This window comes from Desulfosporosinus burensis (genome assembly GCF_054657535.1).
Genome location: NZ_BAAHYN010000011.1, coordinates 35,871 through 53,321, shown reverse-complemented (window position 1 = coordinate 53,321; position 17,451 = coordinate 35,871). Strand labels below are relative to the sequence as shown.

Genomic DNA, 17,451 nt, shown 5'->3' with positions numbered 1-17,451 from the left:
TCGTCATGGACTGTGCTAACTGCAAACTGGACAATGCGTGTTATCAGGGTAAGAGTTGCTATGACCAAGGGTTCCAGCAACCTGAATACGGGGAAGAGGAAAACAGGCGGATATTAGCCACGGCTAGTCGTATAGAGGCAGAATATTATATGAAGATCACTCGGATACAAGAAGTGATTAAGTTCTGTCAGGACATGGATTATCGCACTTTAGGAATCGGCTTCTGTGTCGGTCTGAGTAAAGAGGTTAAAGAAATTTCTGCCATTTTGGGAAAGCATTTTAAAGTTCATTCGGTGTGCTGCAAAGTATGTGGAGTTGATAAAAAGGAATATGAGATACCCAATGTTAAGCCGGAACGTTACGAAGCAGCCTGTAACCCTGTCGGTCAGGTCAAGTACCTAAATAAGCTAAGCACCCAGCTTAACATCATTGTCGGGCTTTGTATTGGACATGATATACTCTTTACAAAATATTCCGAAGCACCGGTGACAACCCTGGTTGTCAAAGACAGAGTGCTTGCTCATAATCCCCTCGGGGCTATCTACTCCAATTATTGGCGTCGACAATTATAAGAACTCACGTCTCGGAATGATCAAGGCCTATATTCTAGGGGCGTTGCAGGGTATAACATCACGAATGACGAATATTAGAGATATTATACATACGAGGATCTTGGAGAGGACTTCAACTTATGAGCAAAATTCTTGTGACGTCTGCATACCCAGAATTGACGGTTTTAGTAGAAGAACTTGCCAAACAGTTAAAAATTGAGCTCAACGTGATCGAAGCAGTGCTGGAAGAGGCTGTAGCCGAAGTTGGACATTACTTGGAAACGTCGAATCCTGAAGTGATTGTGAGTAGAGGAGCCACGGCGGAACTTTTGCGACAAAACGTTTCATTGCCAATCGTGACTCTTGCTCCAAGTGAGTTTGATATTTTTCAAGCCTTGGCAAAAGCACTGACTGTCAGCCGACAGATCGGATATTTGAACCATCCCAGCTTGAATGACCACGGGTTTCTGTCTCAGGTTCGTTCTATGCTTGGACAGGAGATAAGGTATTATCCTTATCGTACGATGAATGAATTATCCCTCCAGATGGAAAAAGCGCATCATGATGGTTGTGAAGTTGTGGTGGGCGGCGGCCACTGGGGTTTACGCTTGGCAAACGCCTTTGGGATGGTCGGTTTACTGATTTATTCCAGCCGGAGTACAGTGGCCGGAGCCTTGGTCCAGGCGAAGGAACTCGCTGAATTTAGGCAAGTCAAGAAAAGGGAAGAGGAACACCAGCGCAAGGCAAGTGCAGCTAAGGGTTTGGTAGCGCATTATTCCTTTCGTGACTTGGTCGGTTCAGCCTTGAAAGATACGATTGCCAAAGCGAAGAGATTCAGCCAAGTCGAGGCTACTGTTCTAATCTGGGGAGAAAGTGGGACAGGCAAAGAATTATTCGCTCAAAGCATTCACGCAGAGGGTCCGAGGAGAAACGGTCCCTTTGTCGCCCTAAATTGTGTTGCCGTACCGGAGAGTTTGTTGGAAAGTGAATTGTTTGGCTACCATGACGGAGCCTTTACAGGTGCCAAAAAGGGAGGGAAAATTGGACTTTTTGAACTCGCCAATGGGGGCACCTTGTTCTTGGATGAAATCGGTAAGATGTCACTCAACCTCCAAGCAGGGTTACTCAGAGTGTTGCAGTCTAAAGAGGTGCGTCGCCTCGGTGGAGATAGAGTAATCCCTGTGGACGTCCGGATCATTGCTGCCAGCAATGAGGATTTGCAGGCAGCCGTAGATGCGGGTCAGTTTCGTTCCGACCTCTATTATCGTCTTAATGTATTGAACTTATATCTACCCTCGTTGCGTCAGCGCCAGCAAGATATTGCGGACCTCATTGAGTATATTCTAGAAAAGTTAGCGCATAAGCTTGGCTATCGTTCAGTTCTAGCAAAGGAATTTGCCCAGGCAATTGAAGACTATCATTGGCCAGGAAATGTGCGCCAATTAGAAAATGTTCTAGAACGATATGCGGTGTTGGTAGGTGAAGGGGAACCACTGGAACGATCTGAACTATTAATTTCCTTTCCGGAACTGCGTAATTTACTTGACGGTTCCGAACCGGTAACTGGAATCCCTGAATCCACTCTTAAGCCATCGGATTTGGCGATTTGTTCATTAACGAATTCGCCTTCTAAACCTATAAACGATGTTTTCGAGTCAAAGATGATTTGCCAAAGGTCGTCAATTAGTACATGTGAAAATGAGCAAATCCAGGATCTGGTGGTCGGGGAGGATATAATCATACGGTTAGGGACTTTGGAAGACATGGAGCTGCAGTTGATTGATGTTGTTATGCACCGTTGCCGGGGAAATAAAAGCAGTGCAGTGAGTCTATTGAAAATTAGTCGAACTACATTATGGAAGAAATTATCCTTGAAATCGTAACACTACCATCAACATGCAGAGTTGGATGGATTCTAGGCAAGATGCCCTTAATAATCCAGATTAGCGAAAGGACCCTTGAAAAGCGAGATATTACAAACGGTAAATATGAAATCTATTTATTGAATGTTACACTTGATGAACTTTTGCAATGCCCAGAACCTAAGCAAACCATTCTTCTCGTATATTGGACAGGTTGACTATTTCTAATAAAAGTCTATCTTGAGGTCTGGAGTTGTCAATTTTATTTTGCCCAATTACTTGCATTATGAGGAGGAGCTAGAATTGAACATCTTGGACCCTAAGAGTCCTATTATCAATAGAATCCTCAACTTTTGCTTTCCGGTATTGGTTACATATTTTATTGCGATAGTACTACTAATATTTATAGATTTGATTTCACGTTGGTAGACCATAATTAACAAGAACTGTAATGTCATAAAAATTGATGAACATAATATTTTTCCTTTGCGAATGTCTCTTAATTGGGGCATTCGTTTTTGATTATTGGGAGAGTGATGCATTTGGAGCGACTGGAAACAGGTGCTTTTCTTTAATTGGATCATAAAATTAGTAAATAGAGTCAAAAAAGATAAAAGATTCATAATTTGTCGTGAATCCGACAAATATAAGGTCGAAATTATAATACACTTAAGGTCAAATACACGACAAACTGTATACGTCATTTATGTTAAATTAGTAAGCATATCGAGATAGTTGGTTCACTTCAATACTCAGGAAACAAGCCACAGGATGGATTTATGGTTACAGAAAAAACATTTATTGGCATGCTTTTAGGGAGAATTGTGAAAGAAATTGTTTTCTCTAAGAATGTAAGAAGTACTACTTTAAGGGGGGTGAACTCGAGAAGGGGCTTTATTTCTATTTTTTATAGAGTTTGTAAAAGGGTTTCTACTTATTTTTGAAAAAGGGAGTGTACTACGAATGAGTGATGTATCCATCAATAAGACACCGACCACACCATCAGGTGGCTGGTCCGATCTATGGAGAAAAGAAGACTATTGGGCAGTTTGGCTTGGTTTAGGGGTAGTAGTGGCCGCAATATTACTTTGGACCACGGGCAGTACCTTTATGAAATGGGTAGCAATTAGCGTACCCAGTTACTCGGATTTTGGCAAGGCAACAAGTTATATCAGCAGTCATATCGGTGCTATCTTTGGGCTATATTTATTTTTTCTTCTCTTGTTTGCCGGCGCAGTAAAGGTTCTTGGCCACAAATTAAGCCAGTTTGTTCCAGGATTTACGGTTTTGTTCATAATGAGCCTCATCGTCACTGTTGTGGGTTCTTGGGATGTGATGAAAAAATATAACCTGGAAGCTCCGCTTCTCGCTCTTGCAGTTGGACTAATTCTCGGTAACTTTGGTAAGCTTCCTAAATTTATGGATACCTCTTTACGGACTGAGTTCTTCGTTAAAACTGGTATTGTACTCATGGGTGCGACCCTTCCTTTCACTCTAATAATGCAATCCGGCCCGACCGCATTCCTTCAAGCAACCATCATCGCGGTAACCACGTTTCTCACTATTTACTGGGCTGGAACCCGTCTCTTTGGATTAGATAAGCGTTTCGCTGCCACACTCGCAGCCGGAGGATCTATTTGCGGTGTATCCGCTTCAATTGCTATCGGAGGTGCAGTTAAAGCAGAAAAGCAGCATGTTTCGATTTCTATTTCCCTAGTCATCGTGTGGGCTATCGTCATGATCTTTGCCCTCCCAATATTTATAAAAGCTTTAGGAATTCCTCCCGGGCCTGCTGGAGCATGGATTGGAACCTCCGAGTTCGCCGATGCCGCAGGAATGGCAGCTGCTGCATCTATTAACGAGCAAGCGATTAAAACGTTTACATTAATGAAAGTCGTTGGCCGTGACATGTTCGTTGGAATCTGGTGTTTTATCATGGCTTTTATCTCCATCACAAAATGGGAGAAGAGACATGATGGCACCAAACCGAATGCGGGTGAGATTTGGACCCGTTTCCCAAAATTTGTATTAGGATTCTTTGTCGCTTCTATTATCATCACCGCTTTAGTTGCTAGTGTTGATGTCGCGACATCAAAAGCGATTACTGCTGAAGTTATTTCCCCACTAAAGGAATTAAGAAGTTGGGCCTTCATTTTCACCTTCCTTTCAATCGGCTTAACCACTCGCTTCAAAGATCTTACATCTGTGGGCTGGAAACCTTTTGCTGCGTTTACTACAGGTGTCTTAGTTAACGTCCCTCTCGGTTATCTCCTTTCTGTAGTAGTTATGGGCGGCTACTGGGCTATGGTAAAGTAATTGATTTAATGCAATCGCAAGAAGCCTTCCGTTCGGGAGGCTTCTTGTAGTATAATTATACAAACTCATAGTTGTGGGATTTATCCTCGATAATAACTGAGACACATAGGATTGTTAAATCTGCAAATCATCATGCTTGGAATGGCCTGATTCCATGTTTTAGTTTAAACTGCTCTAGACATTGAATTATTTAGCAAAGGAGTCGTAGTCATGGATCCGAATAATGAAACCTGTGTCCAAAGAGCGGGCTTTGTCTTTAATTATTACGAAAAAAAAGAGTGGTTACCTGGCGAGAGACCTCCCCTGGTTGACATTATTAAGATAAAAGATGTCCAGCCTGCAGCACTACGATATTTCGCCGAGTTTATGCATACCCGTTTAAATCGTATATCGGAAATGATGAACATTCTTTTAAAGGCACATGATAATTGGGCAGTCACAGGGTGGAAGGACCACATTCTGATGGAGACCGAGTCCTTCGATTTTAACGACGCCATTAAGGCCCTGGCGAACCAGGGTTTCCATGATGATGAGTTTGTTTTGAAGGTGGAATATACGCGCAAATGGGGTGTGCTTTAAAGGCCTTCGAAGTTCGCCTTCGGGGTCATATTTCCTCCCATAGGGATGGAAAAAACCAGTCAATGGTAGAGCAATTGCAAGGGAGGTTGCACCGAGGAGAAGTGGAGGTTATCGTTGGAGCAAAGGAACTGGCTATGTCGACAGTGGTTATAGACGATCTGCACGCAACCTTGCTGAAGCATTACTCTTTACAACAATCGGTGTTATTGGAATCTTATTGATAGCTAAAAGAACAGGGAAAATTATTAAGGTCCGCCCATATCTCGACGATTTGGTGCAGAGCGGCTACAGGATATCAAAAAAAATGTATGATAGTACGTTGGAAAGAGCAGGAGAATAAGAATTTTCCTGCTCTTTTCTCGACTCCGGAGCACGGACCTCGGTGCCTGACACGACACGACATCAGTCCTCTTATTCACATATGGGTTGACCCAGATCTTGATTGCTGTAGTTTTTATCGCTTCAGCAGGCGCGGTTATGGATCTGGCTATGGACATTGCTACTGCTGTTCATGAGGTTGTGGAAAATAGAGGATATCAATAGAATGTGTAGGTTGATCGTGTTATAATATGGTAATACATCAATCTTGGTAGATGAGGGGTGTTTATAGTGAGCTTAACTGAACATCAAGTCATTACAATCGCTGAATATAATAAACTCAGGGAAAATTCCGAGAGTAGATTAGAATACATCGATGGGATTGTGTATATGACTCCATCTCCTTCGACGAAGCATCAGAGGATTTCCAGTAGATTACAGGCAAAGTTATTCAATTTCCTCGCAGGAAAAGAATGTGAAGTTTTCCCTGCACCTTTTGACATTGAGCTTAGGGCAGCTGACGATGGCCAAGGGGATCAGGCTGAAAAAACTAAGGTGGTCATTCCAGATTTATCGGTTATCTGTGATAAGACTAAACTTGGCGAAAATAAATATGTTGGTCCACCTGAACTTATCATTGAAATTATATCTCCTTCAAATCAAGCTCATGATCTCGTTAAGAAACTTAATTTATATATGCAATGTGGGGTTAAAGAATACTGGATTGTTAATCCTTTTTTGAATACTGTACAAATCTATGTTTTAAATGAGGAAGGGCAGTATCATCAGGTAGAGGTATTGAAGGAAATAGGGATAGCCCATTCAGAGGTTTTGCAGGGCTTTTGTATGAATCTTGAAGAGTTATTTAAATGATGCCTAAACGTTCTAAATATAAACAAACAGAGGGAATTGAACCGGGTATCATGTACAAAAAGTGAACAATTCTTAGATAACGTTCAAATATTAAACAGAGACACCTCTTTATTAGGGGTGTTTCTGTTTTTTTTGAGATGGCACAGAATTTGCATATTATATTTCTAAATAATAAGAAAATTCATGAAATGGAGGAGATAAATTGGGTATTTCTCTGGAACTAGCACGATTTATTAAGCAACTTAACTTTGAATCTTTACCGGATGAGGTGGTCTTGGCTACTAAAAATGCTTTTCTAGATTGGCTTGGTTCTGCGGCTGCAGGTGTCCAACGAGAACCAGGACGTATCGTGCTAGCGATAGTCGAGGAGCTAGGCGGGAAGGAAGAGGCAACCCTTATCGGCACAGGGGAGAAAACATCTTCCATCCTTGCGGCTATGGTCAATGGGGCAATTTCTCACATTGTGGAGTTAGACGATGTCCACAAGGCCTCGATTATTCATGCGGGAGCGCCCATCATTCCAGCGGCTCTAGCAGCAGTCGAGAAAATTGGCGCGAGTGGTCGTGAACTAATCGAGGGAATCGTTGCTGGCTACGAGGTAGCTATCCGAATAGGAGAGGCAGTTACCCCTGCGCACTACTATTACTGGCATACTACAGCTACAGTGGGTACCTTCGGGGCAGCGGCAGCAGCAGGAAAGATATTAGGACTAAGCGAGGAACAATTGGTTCATACGTTAGGGACTGCAGGTACCCAGGCTGCAGGTTTATGGGAGTTTTTGGCGGATGGTGCTATGAGCAAACATCTCCACCCGGGTAAAGCAGCTCTCAATGGTCTTTTGGCAGCTCTGCTAGCTCGTCAAGGTTTTACTGGGGCAAGTCGGATTCTTGAAGGGGAAAAAGGGTTTGTCCGAGCCACAGCCAAGGAGTACGACCTCAGCAAAATAACCAAGGGTCTTGGGCAAAGCTATAAAATCGTGGAAAATTGTATTAAAATCCATGCCTCCTGTCGCCATACCCACCATGCCATTGACTTAGTTTTGGATCTAGTGAAAAAGCATGACTTGACACCGGAACAAATTGCTAAGATCGTCGTTAGGACTTATCCTATAGCCCTTGATCTAACTGGTAATTACCAGCCAGATACGTTATACGCCGCCAAATTCAGTTTACCATTCTGTGTCGCCCTTGCTGCTAAACAACGAAAAGCGGGCTTAAGAGATTTTAACGAACTTACCTTAGTCGACCCGTCTATTCGGACTCTGATGAGTCGTGTCGAGCTGATCGCTGATCAGGAGGTCACAGCACTTTATCCCGCTAAGTGGCCGGCGATCGTTGAGATTACAGACTTGGCTGGACAGATTTATACTCAGCGCACAGATTACCCTGCTGGTGATCCGGAGAATCCCATTAGCCAAACCGAATTAGAGGATAAATTCCGAGAACTGGCAAGTTCACACTTCGGAGTCGCACGTGTTGAAATGTTGGTGGCTGCAATCCGTCAATTAGAAGATATCACCAACCTCTCTAGCTTATTAGGCACAGGAAAGGAGGATTAAGGTGGCACATTCATTCTTCTGGCGCAAACTTCACTCACTATCCGGGATACTCCCTCTGGGCATTTTTCTAATGGTCCATATGTTTATTAATTCGATGGCCACTTTAGGTCAAGGGGATTTTAACCGTGGGGTTTCTCTCTTGCACAGTATACCCTACTTGTGGTTCTTAGAGCTGGTTGTCATCTTTATCCCCATTTTATACCATGCGCTTTATGGAATATGGGTTGTTTACCTAACCAGAAACAATATTGAGAACTATCGCTATTTTCGCAACTGGCTATTTTACCTGCAAAGAGTATCTGCCATCATTACTTTGCTGTTTGTGACCTGGCATGTCGTCGTTTTGCGCTTTTCGGAAGGTTTAATCAACCGTAACATGGACTTCGAGTTCGTGAGCACAGCCTTGAACCAACCCTTAATCCTTATTCTTTACTTGTTTGGTCTGCTTGCTTCATTTGGTCATTTTGCCAACGGTTTGTGGTCATTTCTAGTATCCTGGGGAGTTACTGTGGGGGAACAGGCTCAAAGAACTGCGGCTTATGCTTGCTTTGCGGTATTTATAATTCTGACGGCTGTAGGGATTAATGCCCTGCTAGCCTTCATTTAGGGGAGGGTCGGAGATGAGCGGAAAGGTAATTGTAATCGGGGGCGGCCTAGCCGGCCTAATGTCAGTGATCAAGCTAGCTGAGCGCGGTCAAAAAGTCGATCTGTTTTCGTTGGTTCCCTGTAAACGTTCTCACTCAGTATGCGCTCAAGGGGGCATCAATGCCGCTGTCAACACAAAAGGAGAAGGAGACTCTACCTGGGAACATTTTGACGACACGATTTACGGTGGGGATTTCCTAGCGAACCAAACCCCAGTGAAGAATATGATCGAAGCTGCTCCAAGTATTATTTATTTAATGGATCGGATGGGCGTGCAGTTTAACCGGACTCCGGAAGGATTTTTGGATGTGCGCCGCTTAGGTGGCGCCAAATACTCGCGTACTGTTTTTGCCGGGGCTACCACCGGTCAGCAATTGATCTATGCGCTGGATGAACAGGTCCGTCGCTATGAGGATGAAGGGTTGGTCACTCGCTATGAAGAGTGGGAATTGCTCTCCTTGGTACGTGATGAGGAAGGAACTTGCAGGGGAGCGGTCGTGCAGGATTTAAAAAGTCTGGAAATCCAAGTCTTTCCGGCCGATGCTGTGATTCTGGCCACAGGGGGGCCGGGCATGATCTATGTACGCAGTACGAACTCGACCATAAATACAGGGTTTGCTGCCGCCACTGCCTATCTGCAAGGGGCAACTTATGCCAATGGGGAATTTGTTCAAATCCATCCTTCTGCCATTCCAGGGCGAGATAAATTGCGTTTAATGTCTGAATCGATCCGGGGAGATGGTGGGCGTGTCTGGGTCTATAAGGACGGAAAGCCTTGGTATTTCCTAGAGGATTGGTATCCGGCCTATGGGAATATGGTGCCGCGAGATATTGCCACGCGGGCCATCTTTAAAGTCTGTGTGGACATGAAGCTGGGAGTGGACGGAGAAAACAAAGTCTATCTAGATATTACGCATTTAGATCCCCATGAGATCGATCGCAAACTAGCAGGGGTTGTGGACATTTACGAGAAGTTTATTGGAGATGATCCGCGTAAAGTACCGATGCAGACGTTTCCGGCGGTGCATTATTCAATGGGCGGGCTCTGGGTGGATTATGACCAAATGACCAACATACCGGGCTTATTTGCAGCGGGAGAGTGTGAGTATCAATACCATGGTGCCAATCGCTTAGGGGGCAACTCTTTAGTGGCAGCTTTATATGCCGGTATGGCAGTTGGGCCTAAGGCATTTGAGTATAGCAAGGGACTTAAGCAACGTTACACTGACTTGCCGACAGCCCTTTTTGAACGAGCCAAAGATCAGGAGGTGGCTAAACAGAAGGCTTTGTTTGGGATGCAGGGTCAGGAAAATCCATACAAATTGCATCAAGAACTTGGAGAGTGGATGGTGGACAATGTCACAGTCGTTCGCAATAACGACCGATTGTTAGCTACCGACCAAAAGATCCAAGAATTGATGGAGCGATATAAAAATATTGGGGTAGGTAACGGTGCTGCCTGGGGTAACCAGATTGTTCCGTTTACGCGCCGCCTGTGGGGTATGCTTTCTTTAGCTAGGGTAATTACTCTAGGAGCCTATCACCGCAACGAAAGTCGGGGTGCCCATTATAAACCGGATTATCCGGAGCGCGACGATGAAAATTGGCTTAAAACCACTAAAGCAAGCTGGACGGGGGATGGCCCGAGTTTTAGTTATGATCCTGTGGACATTAGCTTCATAAAACCACGCAAGCGACGCTACGATGTGGCGAAAGAGGTGACCGTGTAGATGTCTAAGGATATGAAAGATATTAAATTAGTGATTAAACGTCAAGTCAATCCTCAGTCGGCTTCCTACAGTGAGGAATTTTTAATCCCTTATTTCCCGAAAATGAATGTGGTAGCAGCCTTGATGGAAATCCAGAAAAACCCGGTCAATGCCAAGGGCGAGGTCACAACCCCTGTGGCTTGGGAGTGTAACTGTCTTGAGGAAGTCTGTGGTGCCTGTACTATGGTGATCAATGGTCAAGCACGTCAGGCATGTTCCGCTTTAGTCGATCGGCTGGCTCAACCCATTCATTTGGCTCCCCTCAGCAAGTTTCCGTTGGTTCAAGACCTTGTCGTAGATCGCAAGGTTATGTTTGATAACCTGCGCAAAGTAAAGGCTTGGATAGAGATTGATGGTACACATGACATGGGCCCAGGACCCAGAGTTTCTCCGCAGGTTCAGGAGCAGGCTTATGCACTTTCTAAATGCATGACTTGCGGTTGTTGTATGGAATCCTGTCCTAATGTCAACTCTAAATCAAAATTTATGGGTCCTGCGCCGATTGCCCAGGTAGATCTGATGAATTCTCATCCAACAGGAGTCTTGCAAAGAGAGAGGAGACTGGAGGCTTTGATGAATGAAGGAGGGATTGCCGATTGTGGCAACGCTCAAAACTGTATTAAAGCCTGTCCAAAGGAAGTTCCATTAACTCGTTCTATAGCCCGTCTCAACCGAGCTACCATGTTCTATGGGATTAAGAGTTGGCTCAATAAGTGAAGAACCACCTTATTAAGTGAAGGACCACAAGCAGTGGGGGTCTTGAAAATTCGATAAGCACACCTTCGAAAGGACAGATGGTATGGAATTGCATCATTTTTCGACCGATGTTTTGATTATCGGTGGTGGTTTAGCAGGGTTAAGCGCTGCGGTAGAAGCTGCTGGCAGGGGACTAAAGATTTCCTTGGTCAGTAAAGGAAAGGCTGGGCGCTCTGGCAACACTGTGATTACTCAAAATAATATGGCGGTCGTGTGGGACGGCATTCGCACTGAAGATTCAGCAGAGCGGCATATAGAGGATACTCTGACTGGTGGAGGTAATCTCAATGATCGTGATTTAGTCCAAGTATTAGCAGCAGAAGGGGCAGAGGGGATAACCTGGCTGATGGAACAGGGTGTTCAGTTCCAAAAGGACAAGGATGATCTCCTGATTAAGGGTTCGCCAGGGCATTCTCGCTTTCGGATGGTTCGAGCTTCAGGGGTTTCGAAATCCAACCGCACTCTGGGACTGGCCTTCTCCGTACCATTAGCTGACAGAGCCAAAGCTCTTGGCGTCGAGTTCTTGGATAATATATTGATTATCAGCTTATTACTAGATAGTGGTCGAGTATGCGGGGCTATTGGGTTGGATAAAAGGGAGGCTACACTTTGCATAGTACATGCTGGCTCAGTAATCCTAGCAGGGGGTGGGGCCGGAGGTCTCTTTCAACTAAGTACGAATGCTCGAGATGTATGCGGGGACAGTTATGCCCTTGGATATCAGGCAGGAGCAATGATACGAGACATGGAGTTTATCCAATTTCATCCTGCCGTCACAGTTGCCACTCCCAGGTTAGTCCTCTCGACTTCACCCTTTGCGGATGGAGCTGTTCTGAGAAATCGCCTTGGTGAAGCCTATATGGTGCGCTATTCTCCCCAAGCAGATATGGCAACAAGGGACGTTATGGCCCGAGCTAACTTTAAGGAAATCGCTGAAGGACGGGGTACAGATCGTGGCGGAGTCTATGTAGATTTTTCAGCTGTTCCTGTAGGAGTTATGACCAAAAATTATCAGGATATATGGACTGCTTTCCAAGGCGCAAAGATGATAGAAGTGGCACCCGCTCAGCATTTTATGAATGGCGGGATTGTGATTGATCCACAATGCCGAAGTACAGTTCCTGGTTTATGGGTTTGCGGTGAAGCAGCCGGGGGTTTGCATGGAGCAAACAGGTTGGCGGGGAATGCCTTGACCGAAGCGGCTGTGTTTGGTCGGCGGGCCGGAAGGTGGGCGGCGGCTGAGTGCGTGCAGCAGAAATCAAGTGTTTTGAGCCGTCCCTTCATGGAGGAGTTTCTTGAAACTAGATTTGGGCAATGGGTTAGTACGGAGCTTTCCGTTAGTCTGGAAGTGTCTTCGTCATGGTTGGAAACCCAACAAGATTTGAAGTGTTCCATGGGGCTTTATGTAGGAGTTATTCGCTCTAAGAAAGGACTTCAGCAGGCTAAAGCGGATTTGTTAACTATCGCGGATCGCTTGAATTCCCAGCCGTTGCGAACCTATGGAGATTTGTTGCAGTATTGTCAACAGAAAATGATGGTAATTACCTCGAACTTGATTGTTGACGCAGCTTGGCAAAGATCCACAAGTATAGGATCTCATTATCGTGATGATCGGTAAACTTGTATGTGTCTTGTATTGAAGGCGTATCAGCAATGGTCTGCGCGCTAAAACTATTAAAAAGATATTGGGGGGAATTATTTTGGGTAAATTACTTGAGAATTATAGCAAGAAAATTATCGCTGAGGCTAGTGTTTTAGTTCCTAGGAACAGCGTAGCCCGTAACCCGGAAGAAGCTGTGGAAAAGGCCAATGAGATCGGATATCCCGTTGTGTTAAAGGCCTTGGTTCCGGTAGGAAAGAGAGGGAAAGCAGGGGCCATTAAATTCGCCGACAACCCTGAGGAAGCGGCTTTGTTTACTCAAGAGCTCTTGGCGATGACTGTCAGTCATTTCCCAGTGGACAAAGTTCTTGTAGAAGAAAAGCTAGCCATTGCTAAAGAATGGTATCTATCGATTGCTATTGATAAAAAGGTCCAAGCTCCGGTGATCATCGCCAGTCTTGATGGAGGAGTGGATGTTGAAACCTTAAGCAGGGAACATCCTGAAAAAGTGATCGCCCGTCATATTGATCCAATCTTTGGGCTGGCTGATTATGAGGCCAAAGAGATTTGGTCTGATCTAGGTCTGAATGGAAAACCACTAACCCTAGCGACTCAGACCTTGGTGCGTTTAGTGCGGGTTTTTTTAGAGAAGGATGCCTCTATTTTAGAGATCAATCCCTTAGTGCTCACAGAAGCTGGAGAGGTTATGGCAGCCGCTTCTGTGATGAGTATTGACGATAGTGCTATGTATCGCCATCCGGAATTAGCGAGTATGGTCCAGTTAGGTAGTGAACGCACCTGGCGTCCCCAGACTGAACTGGAAAAGCAAATGGTCGAGGTTAATGAGGCAGATCCTTATCGAGGAACAGCACGTTACACTGAGATGGATGGCGGAGATATTGGCTTTTTATGTGGCGGTGGTGGAGGGAGCTTGCTCTCCTTTGATGCTCTCGTATCCTTTGGCGGAAAACCTGCCAATTATAGTGAAGTTGGAGGAAATCCCCCCGAACGGAAAGTCTATGGTATCACCAAAGGGATACTTTCCAAACCGGGGGTCCGTGGTTTGTTTGTAGCGCATAACATCACGAATAATACTCAGGTTGACGTCATGGCTAAAGGCGTGGTCCAGGCGTTACGGGATTTAGGTAAGGATCCGCATACCTTCCCTGTAGTTGTGCGGGAAGCTGGAGTGAATGACGAAGCTGCCAAAGAGATTTTTACTGCTGCAGGTATCGAGTACTATGGAGATGACGCCAGTATTACAGAAGCAGCTCAGCGTATGGTTGAACGAATTAGAGGTCTTGTGGCGACAGAAGGGGGGAACTAAGATGTCGATTTTACTCGATGGAAATTCTAGAATAGCCATCCAAGGTATTACTGGGCGAGAAGCAGCTATGGTGTCAAAACATAGCTTAGACTATGGAACGAAAATCTTAGCTGGAGTAACCCCGGGAAAAGAAGGGCAAGATGTTCACGGTATACCTGTCTACAATACATTAAAGAAAGCAGTTCAAGTACACAACGTTAATACGACCGTCGTTTATGTACCGCCAGCCTTTGTCTATGATGCTGTTTTGGAGGCCATTGCCGCTGGTATCAGACTGGTGATCATCGCTACAGAAAACGTTCCTCAATTGGATGCCCTGAGATTCTTAGCCAGAGCAAAACAGGCCGGAGTCCAAGTGATTGGACCGAATTCTGTAGGTATGATAACCCCAAAGGATCGAGTTAAAGTTGGGGCCATTGGTGGGGACAAGGTTGAGCGTTGCTTTGTGCCAGGACGGATAGGGGTGATTTCTCGCAGCGGTGGGATGACGGCGGAAAGCTCTTGGATGGTCAAAAGGGCAGGTTTCGGGGTAAGTACCTCGATTAGCATAGGAGGGGATGCTCTAATTGGTACCTCCATTAAGGATTTACTGTTGCTTTTTCAGGCGGACCCAGAAACGGATGCTGTCGTAACTTTTTCGGAGCCGGGTACACATTTTGAAGAAGAAGCAGCAGAGCTACTTAGTAGCGGTGGGTTCACCAAACCGTTGTTTTGCTTTATAGCTGGGCGCTTTACAGAGAGCATGCCCGAAGGAACCGTCTTTGGGCATGCTGGAGCGATGATTTCTGGAGGGGCTGGCAAACCATCTCAAAAAATGGAGAAGTTGCGTCAAGCTGGGGCACATGTCTTGGAACAGTTTGATGACCTAACATTCTTGATGAGAAATATCCTCACACCTACAGATTAAGGAACTGCGTTATTAGCATCGACAAAATGGGCTGTTAAAACTTGATGAAGTGAGTCTTTGAAGTGAGACCTATATCCCAGACAAAACAATAAAGAGCCCTCCCATGGTAGAATAAATCTACTAAGGGAGGGCATTTTCATGGGTAGGATTGTCATATTTCGTGTGCTTTGACCATGATTAAAGTTTAAATAACATTTGAGCATACGTGGGAAGCGGCCAAAGTTCTGCGTCAATGATCGTCTCGAGCTTATCTCCATCAAGCCTGAGAGTTCCCATGGCTTTAAAGACGAAATCTCGGTAATAGACGGCTTGCGCATAGGCATCTGTCAGAGTCGTGGCTTCCTCAGTAACGGTTTCAAGAGCACTCAAGTTTGCTTTGAAGGAAACCAAGGTTGAGCAGAGGTCGATCAGGATGCTTTCTTGAACGGAGACATCGACAGCACTTGAAGCAGATTTTATAGCATTGATTGAATTTGCTAAAACTGTGGAATATTTGACAGCGGCAGGGATGATCTGATGCTTAGCCATGTCGATCATGGTAAGAGCCTCAATGTTTATTTGTTTGGAATACTGTTCCAAGTTGATTTCGTAACGGGATTCCAGTTCTGTTTTATTTAATACTTGATGTTTTTCATAGAGTTCTACTGTGGACTCTCGTAGTAAAACTAGTGCGGCATCCACGGTGGAAGTGATATTGGGAAGTCCGCGTTTTGTGGCCTCTTCGACCCACTCGTCTGCATAGCCATTTCCATCAAAGAGGATGCGACTATGGTTGGTGGCAGTTTCCTTGAGGATTTGTTGAAGGGTTTGATCGAAGTCCTCTGCTTGTTCGAGACGATCTGCAAATTGCGAGAAGACTTCTGCAAAGATCGTATTGAGTACTACGTTAGGACCGGAGATGGATTGGGAAGAAGCTACCATTCTGAATTCAAATTTATTGCCGGTAAAAGCGAAGGGGGAAGTCCGATTGCGGTCCGTAGAGTCTTTACGGAAGGCCGGCAGGGTACTTACACCGCTCATTAATTTTTGCCCTTGAAGGGACCGTTTGACTCCTCCGTTTTGTAACTGTTTAAAGATATCTGAGAGCTGGTCACCAAGGAATATGGAGATAATGGCCGGAGGGGCTTCGTTTGCGCCAAGACGGTGGTCATTCCCTGGGGTAGCTGCTGAAAGTCGGAGTAATTCGGCATAATCATCGACAGCTTTAATGATGGCACATAATATGGTAAGGAATTGCAAGTTTTCATGAGGAGTATGACCGGGATCCAAGAGGTTAAGTCCATCGTTTGTGGACATTGACCAGTTATTGTGCTTTCCGGACCCATTGACTCCAGCGAAAGGTTTTTCGTGCAGTAAGCAAACCATGTCATGACGCAGAGCAACTTTTTTCATGGTGTCCATGACAAGTTGGTTATGGTCAGTTGCGATATTTGTAGTCCCGAAGATAGGAGCCAGCTCAAATTGTCCAGGAGCCACTTCGTTATGCTGGGTTTTAGCAAGAACTCCAAGCTTCCACAAATCGACATTTAAATCATGCATAAAGGCGGCTACACGAGTTTTTAAGCTTCCGAAGTAATGATCTTCCAGTTCTTGACCCTTTGCTGACATGGCACCGAAAAGAGTCCGACCTGTGAGCATAAGATCCATCCGTTGGTCGAAGAATTTCTTGTCTACAAGAAAATATTCCTGCTCCGCACCCACCGTGCTAGTGACACGGGTAGAGGACGTATTGCCAAACAGTTTTAACAAGCGCAAGGCTTGAGTGGAGAGGGTTTGCATAGAGCGCAAAAGAGGAGTTTTTTTGTCGAGTGCTTCTCCAGTGTAAGAGCAGAAGGCTGTAGGAATGCATAACGTTAAGACACCGCCATCTTCTTTTAGAAAAGCAGGAGAAGTGCAGTCCCAAGCAGTGTAGCCCCTCGCTTCAAACGTGGCACGAATTCCTCCACTTGGGAAGGAAGACGCATCAGGCTCACCTTGGATTAATTCCTTACCGGAAAACTCCATAACCACTAGGCCATGCTGGGTAGGGGAAATAAAGGAATCATGTTTTTCTGCAGTGATTCCGGTCATGGGTTGGAACCAATGGGTAAAATGTGTTGCTCCCTTTTCGATGGCCCAATCCTTCATGCTGTTAGCTACAACTTCGGCAACATCTGGGTCTAGAGGAAGGCCCTCTTCAATTGTTTTACGTAGAGATTTGTAGGTTGCTTTCGGTAAACGCTCTCTCATTATTGAGTCATTAAAGACGTTTTGCCCAAAAATATCCATGTATATAACCCCTTCCATTAGTTTTAGTTTCAAGATTTTGGGTATAAAACAAAAAAACACTCCCTCAAAGATTATACATAAATCTTCAAAGAGCGTCTTTGCTCCATTTGAATATATATAAA

Annotated in this window: 17 protein-coding genes; 16 read left to right on the top strand and 1 reads right to left on the bottom strand. The window is 45.0% G+C overall.

Annotated elements, in window-relative coordinates:
• Positions 1-5: 5 nt before the first annotated feature.
• From ACYQ3Q_RS19020 to ACYQ3Q_RS18945, 16 genes are all read left to right on the top strand, one after another.
• The gene (locus ACYQ3Q_RS19020; protein WP_459930098.1) at positions 6-572 is read left to right on the top strand and encodes a DUF1847 domain-containing protein; all 567 of its coding nucleotides are present in this window, start codon (positions 6-8) and stop codon (positions 570-572) included.
• A gap of 119 nt (positions 573-691) precedes the next feature.
• A complete protein-coding gene (locus ACYQ3Q_RS19015) occupies positions 692-2,434 on the top strand; it encodes a sigma 54-interacting transcriptional regulator (protein WP_459930097.1) in 1,743 nt (580 codons plus the stop codon).
• A complete protein-coding gene (locus ACYQ3Q_RS19010) occupies positions 2,407-2,631 on the top strand; it encodes a hypothetical protein (RefSeq protein ID WP_459930096.1) in 225 nt (74 codons plus the stop codon). Before ACYQ3Q_RS19015 ends, ACYQ3Q_RS19010 begins: the two co-directional genes overlap by 28 nt.
• A gap of 745 nt (positions 2,632-3,376) precedes the next feature.
• A complete protein-coding gene (locus ACYQ3Q_RS19005) occupies positions 3,377-4,729 on the top strand; it encodes a YeiH family protein (protein WP_459930095.1) in 1,353 nt (450 codons plus the stop codon).
• A 210-nt stretch (positions 4,730-4,939) separates the two neighbouring features.
• On the top strand, positions 4,940-5,308 hold the full coding sequence (locus tag ACYQ3Q_RS19000) for a hypothetical protein (protein WP_459930094.1): 369 nt from the start codon (positions 4,940-4,942) through the stop codon (positions 5,306-5,308).
• On the top strand, positions 5,293-5,529 hold the full coding sequence (locus ACYQ3Q_RS18995) for a hypothetical protein (RefSeq protein WP_459930093.1): 237 nt from the start codon (positions 5,293-5,295) through the stop codon (positions 5,527-5,529). Before ACYQ3Q_RS19000 ends, ACYQ3Q_RS18995 begins: the two co-directional genes overlap by 16 nt.
• Positions 5,505-5,648, top strand: a complete 144-nt coding sequence (locus ACYQ3Q_RS18990) for a DUF3368 domain-containing protein (RefSeq protein ID WP_487247262.1) — start codon at positions 5,505-5,507, stop codon at positions 5,646-5,648. Before ACYQ3Q_RS18995 ends, ACYQ3Q_RS18990 begins: the two co-directional genes overlap by 25 nt.
• A gap of 86 nt (positions 5,649-5,734) precedes the next feature.
• Positions 5,735-5,851 (top strand): YibE/F family protein, encoded by a 117-nt coding sequence (locus tag ACYQ3Q_RS18985; RefSeq protein ID WP_459930091.1) that lies wholly within the window; start codon positions 5,735-5,737, stop codon positions 5,849-5,851.
• 66 nt (positions 5,852-5,917) lie between these two features.
• Complete coding sequence (locus ACYQ3Q_RS18980; protein WP_459930090.1) at positions 5,918-6,499, top strand: Uma2 family endonuclease; 582 nt, start codon at positions 5,918-5,920, stop codon at positions 6,497-6,499.
• 202 nt (positions 6,500-6,701) lie between these two features.
• Positions 6,702-8,057, top strand: a complete 1,356-nt coding sequence (locus ACYQ3Q_RS18975; protein WP_459930089.1) for an MmgE/PrpD family protein — start codon at positions 6,702-6,704, stop codon at positions 8,055-8,057.
• A gap of 1 nt (position 8,058) precedes the next feature.
• Complete coding sequence (locus ACYQ3Q_RS18970) at positions 8,059-8,664, top strand: succinate dehydrogenase/fumarate reductase transmembrane subunit (RefSeq protein WP_459930088.1); 606 nt, start codon at positions 8,059-8,061, stop codon at positions 8,662-8,664.
• 13 nt (positions 8,665-8,677) lie between these two features.
• Positions 8,678-10,432 (top strand): succinate dehydrogenase flavoprotein subunit, encoded by a 1,755-nt coding sequence (gene sdhA / locus ACYQ3Q_RS18965; protein WP_459930087.1) that lies wholly within the window; start codon positions 8,678-8,680, stop codon positions 10,430-10,432.
• Positions 10,433-11,188, top strand: a complete 756-nt coding sequence (gene sdhB / locus ACYQ3Q_RS18960) for a succinate dehydrogenase iron-sulfur subunit (RefSeq protein WP_459930086.1) — start codon at positions 10,433-10,435, stop codon at positions 11,186-11,188. It abuts the gene before it with no gap.
• Positions 11,189-11,270: 82 nt separating this feature from the next.
• Positions 11,271-12,845 (top strand): FAD-dependent oxidoreductase, encoded by a 1,575-nt coding sequence (locus tag ACYQ3Q_RS18955; RefSeq protein ID WP_459930085.1) that lies wholly within the window; start codon positions 11,271-11,273, stop codon positions 12,843-12,845.
• Positions 12,846-12,927: 82 nt separating this feature from the next.
• Positions 12,928-14,154 (top strand): succinate--CoA ligase subunit beta, encoded by a 1,227-nt coding sequence (locus ACYQ3Q_RS18950; RefSeq protein ID WP_459930084.1) that lies wholly within the window; start codon positions 12,928-12,930, stop codon positions 14,152-14,154.
• 1 nt (position 14,155) lies between these two features.
• On the top strand, positions 14,156-15,061 hold the full coding sequence (locus tag ACYQ3Q_RS18945; protein ID WP_459930083.1) for a succinate--CoA ligase subunit alpha: 906 nt from the start codon (positions 14,156-14,158) through the stop codon (positions 15,059-15,061).
• 177 nt (positions 15,062-15,238) lie between these two features.
• Here ACYQ3Q_RS18945 and ACYQ3Q_RS18940 read toward each other — a convergent pair whose 3' ends face one another.
• Positions 15,239-17,329: a glutamine synthetase III family protein gene (locus ACYQ3Q_RS18940; RefSeq protein ID WP_459930082.1), complete on the bottom strand. Its 2,091-nt coding sequence runs from the start codon at positions 17,327-17,329 to the stop codon at positions 15,239-15,241.
• Between the last annotated feature and the right edge of the window lie 122 nt (positions 17,330-17,451).

Excerpts from the sequence above, each read along its gene's own strand:
- sdhB (WP_459930086.1), top strand. The coding sequence starts at position 10,433 with ATGTCTAAGGATATGAAAGATATTAAATTAGTGATTAAACGTCAAGTC.
- ACYQ3Q_RS19000 (WP_459930094.1), top strand. The coding sequence starts at position 4,940 with ATGGATCCGAATAATGAAACCTGTGTCCAAAGAGCGGGCTTTGTCTTT.
- ACYQ3Q_RS19020 (WP_459930098.1), top strand. The coding sequence starts at position 6 with ATGGACTGTGCTAACTGCAAACTGGACAATGCGTGTTATCAGGGTAAG.
- ACYQ3Q_RS18955 (WP_459930085.1), top strand. The coding sequence starts at position 11,271 with ATGGAATTGCATCATTTTTCGACCGATGTTTTGATTATCGGTGGTGGT.
- ACYQ3Q_RS18940 (WP_459930082.1), bottom strand. The coding sequence starts at position 17,329 with ATGGATATTTTTGGGCAAAACGTCTTTAATGACTCAATAATGAGAGAG.
- ACYQ3Q_RS19015 (WP_459930097.1), top strand. The coding sequence starts at position 692 with ATGAGCAAAATTCTTGTGACGTCTGCATACCCAGAATTGACGGTTTTA.
- sdhA (WP_459930087.1), top strand. The coding sequence starts at position 8,678 with ATGAGCGGAAAGGTAATTGTAATCGGGGGCGGCCTAGCCGGCCTAATG.
- ACYQ3Q_RS18945 (WP_459930083.1), top strand. The coding sequence starts at position 14,156 with ATGTCGATTTTACTCGATGGAAATTCTAGAATAGCCATCCAAGGTATT.
- ACYQ3Q_RS19005 (WP_459930095.1), top strand. The coding sequence starts at position 3,377 with ATGAGTGATGTATCCATCAATAAGACACCGACCACACCATCAGGTGGC.
- ACYQ3Q_RS18995 (WP_459930093.1), top strand. The coding sequence starts at position 5,293 with ATGGGGTGTGCTTTAAAGGCCTTCGAAGTTCGCCTTCGGGGTCATATT.
- ACYQ3Q_RS19010 (WP_459930096.1), top strand. The coding sequence starts at position 2,407 with ATGGAAGAAATTATCCTTGAAATCGTAACACTACCATCAACATGCAGA.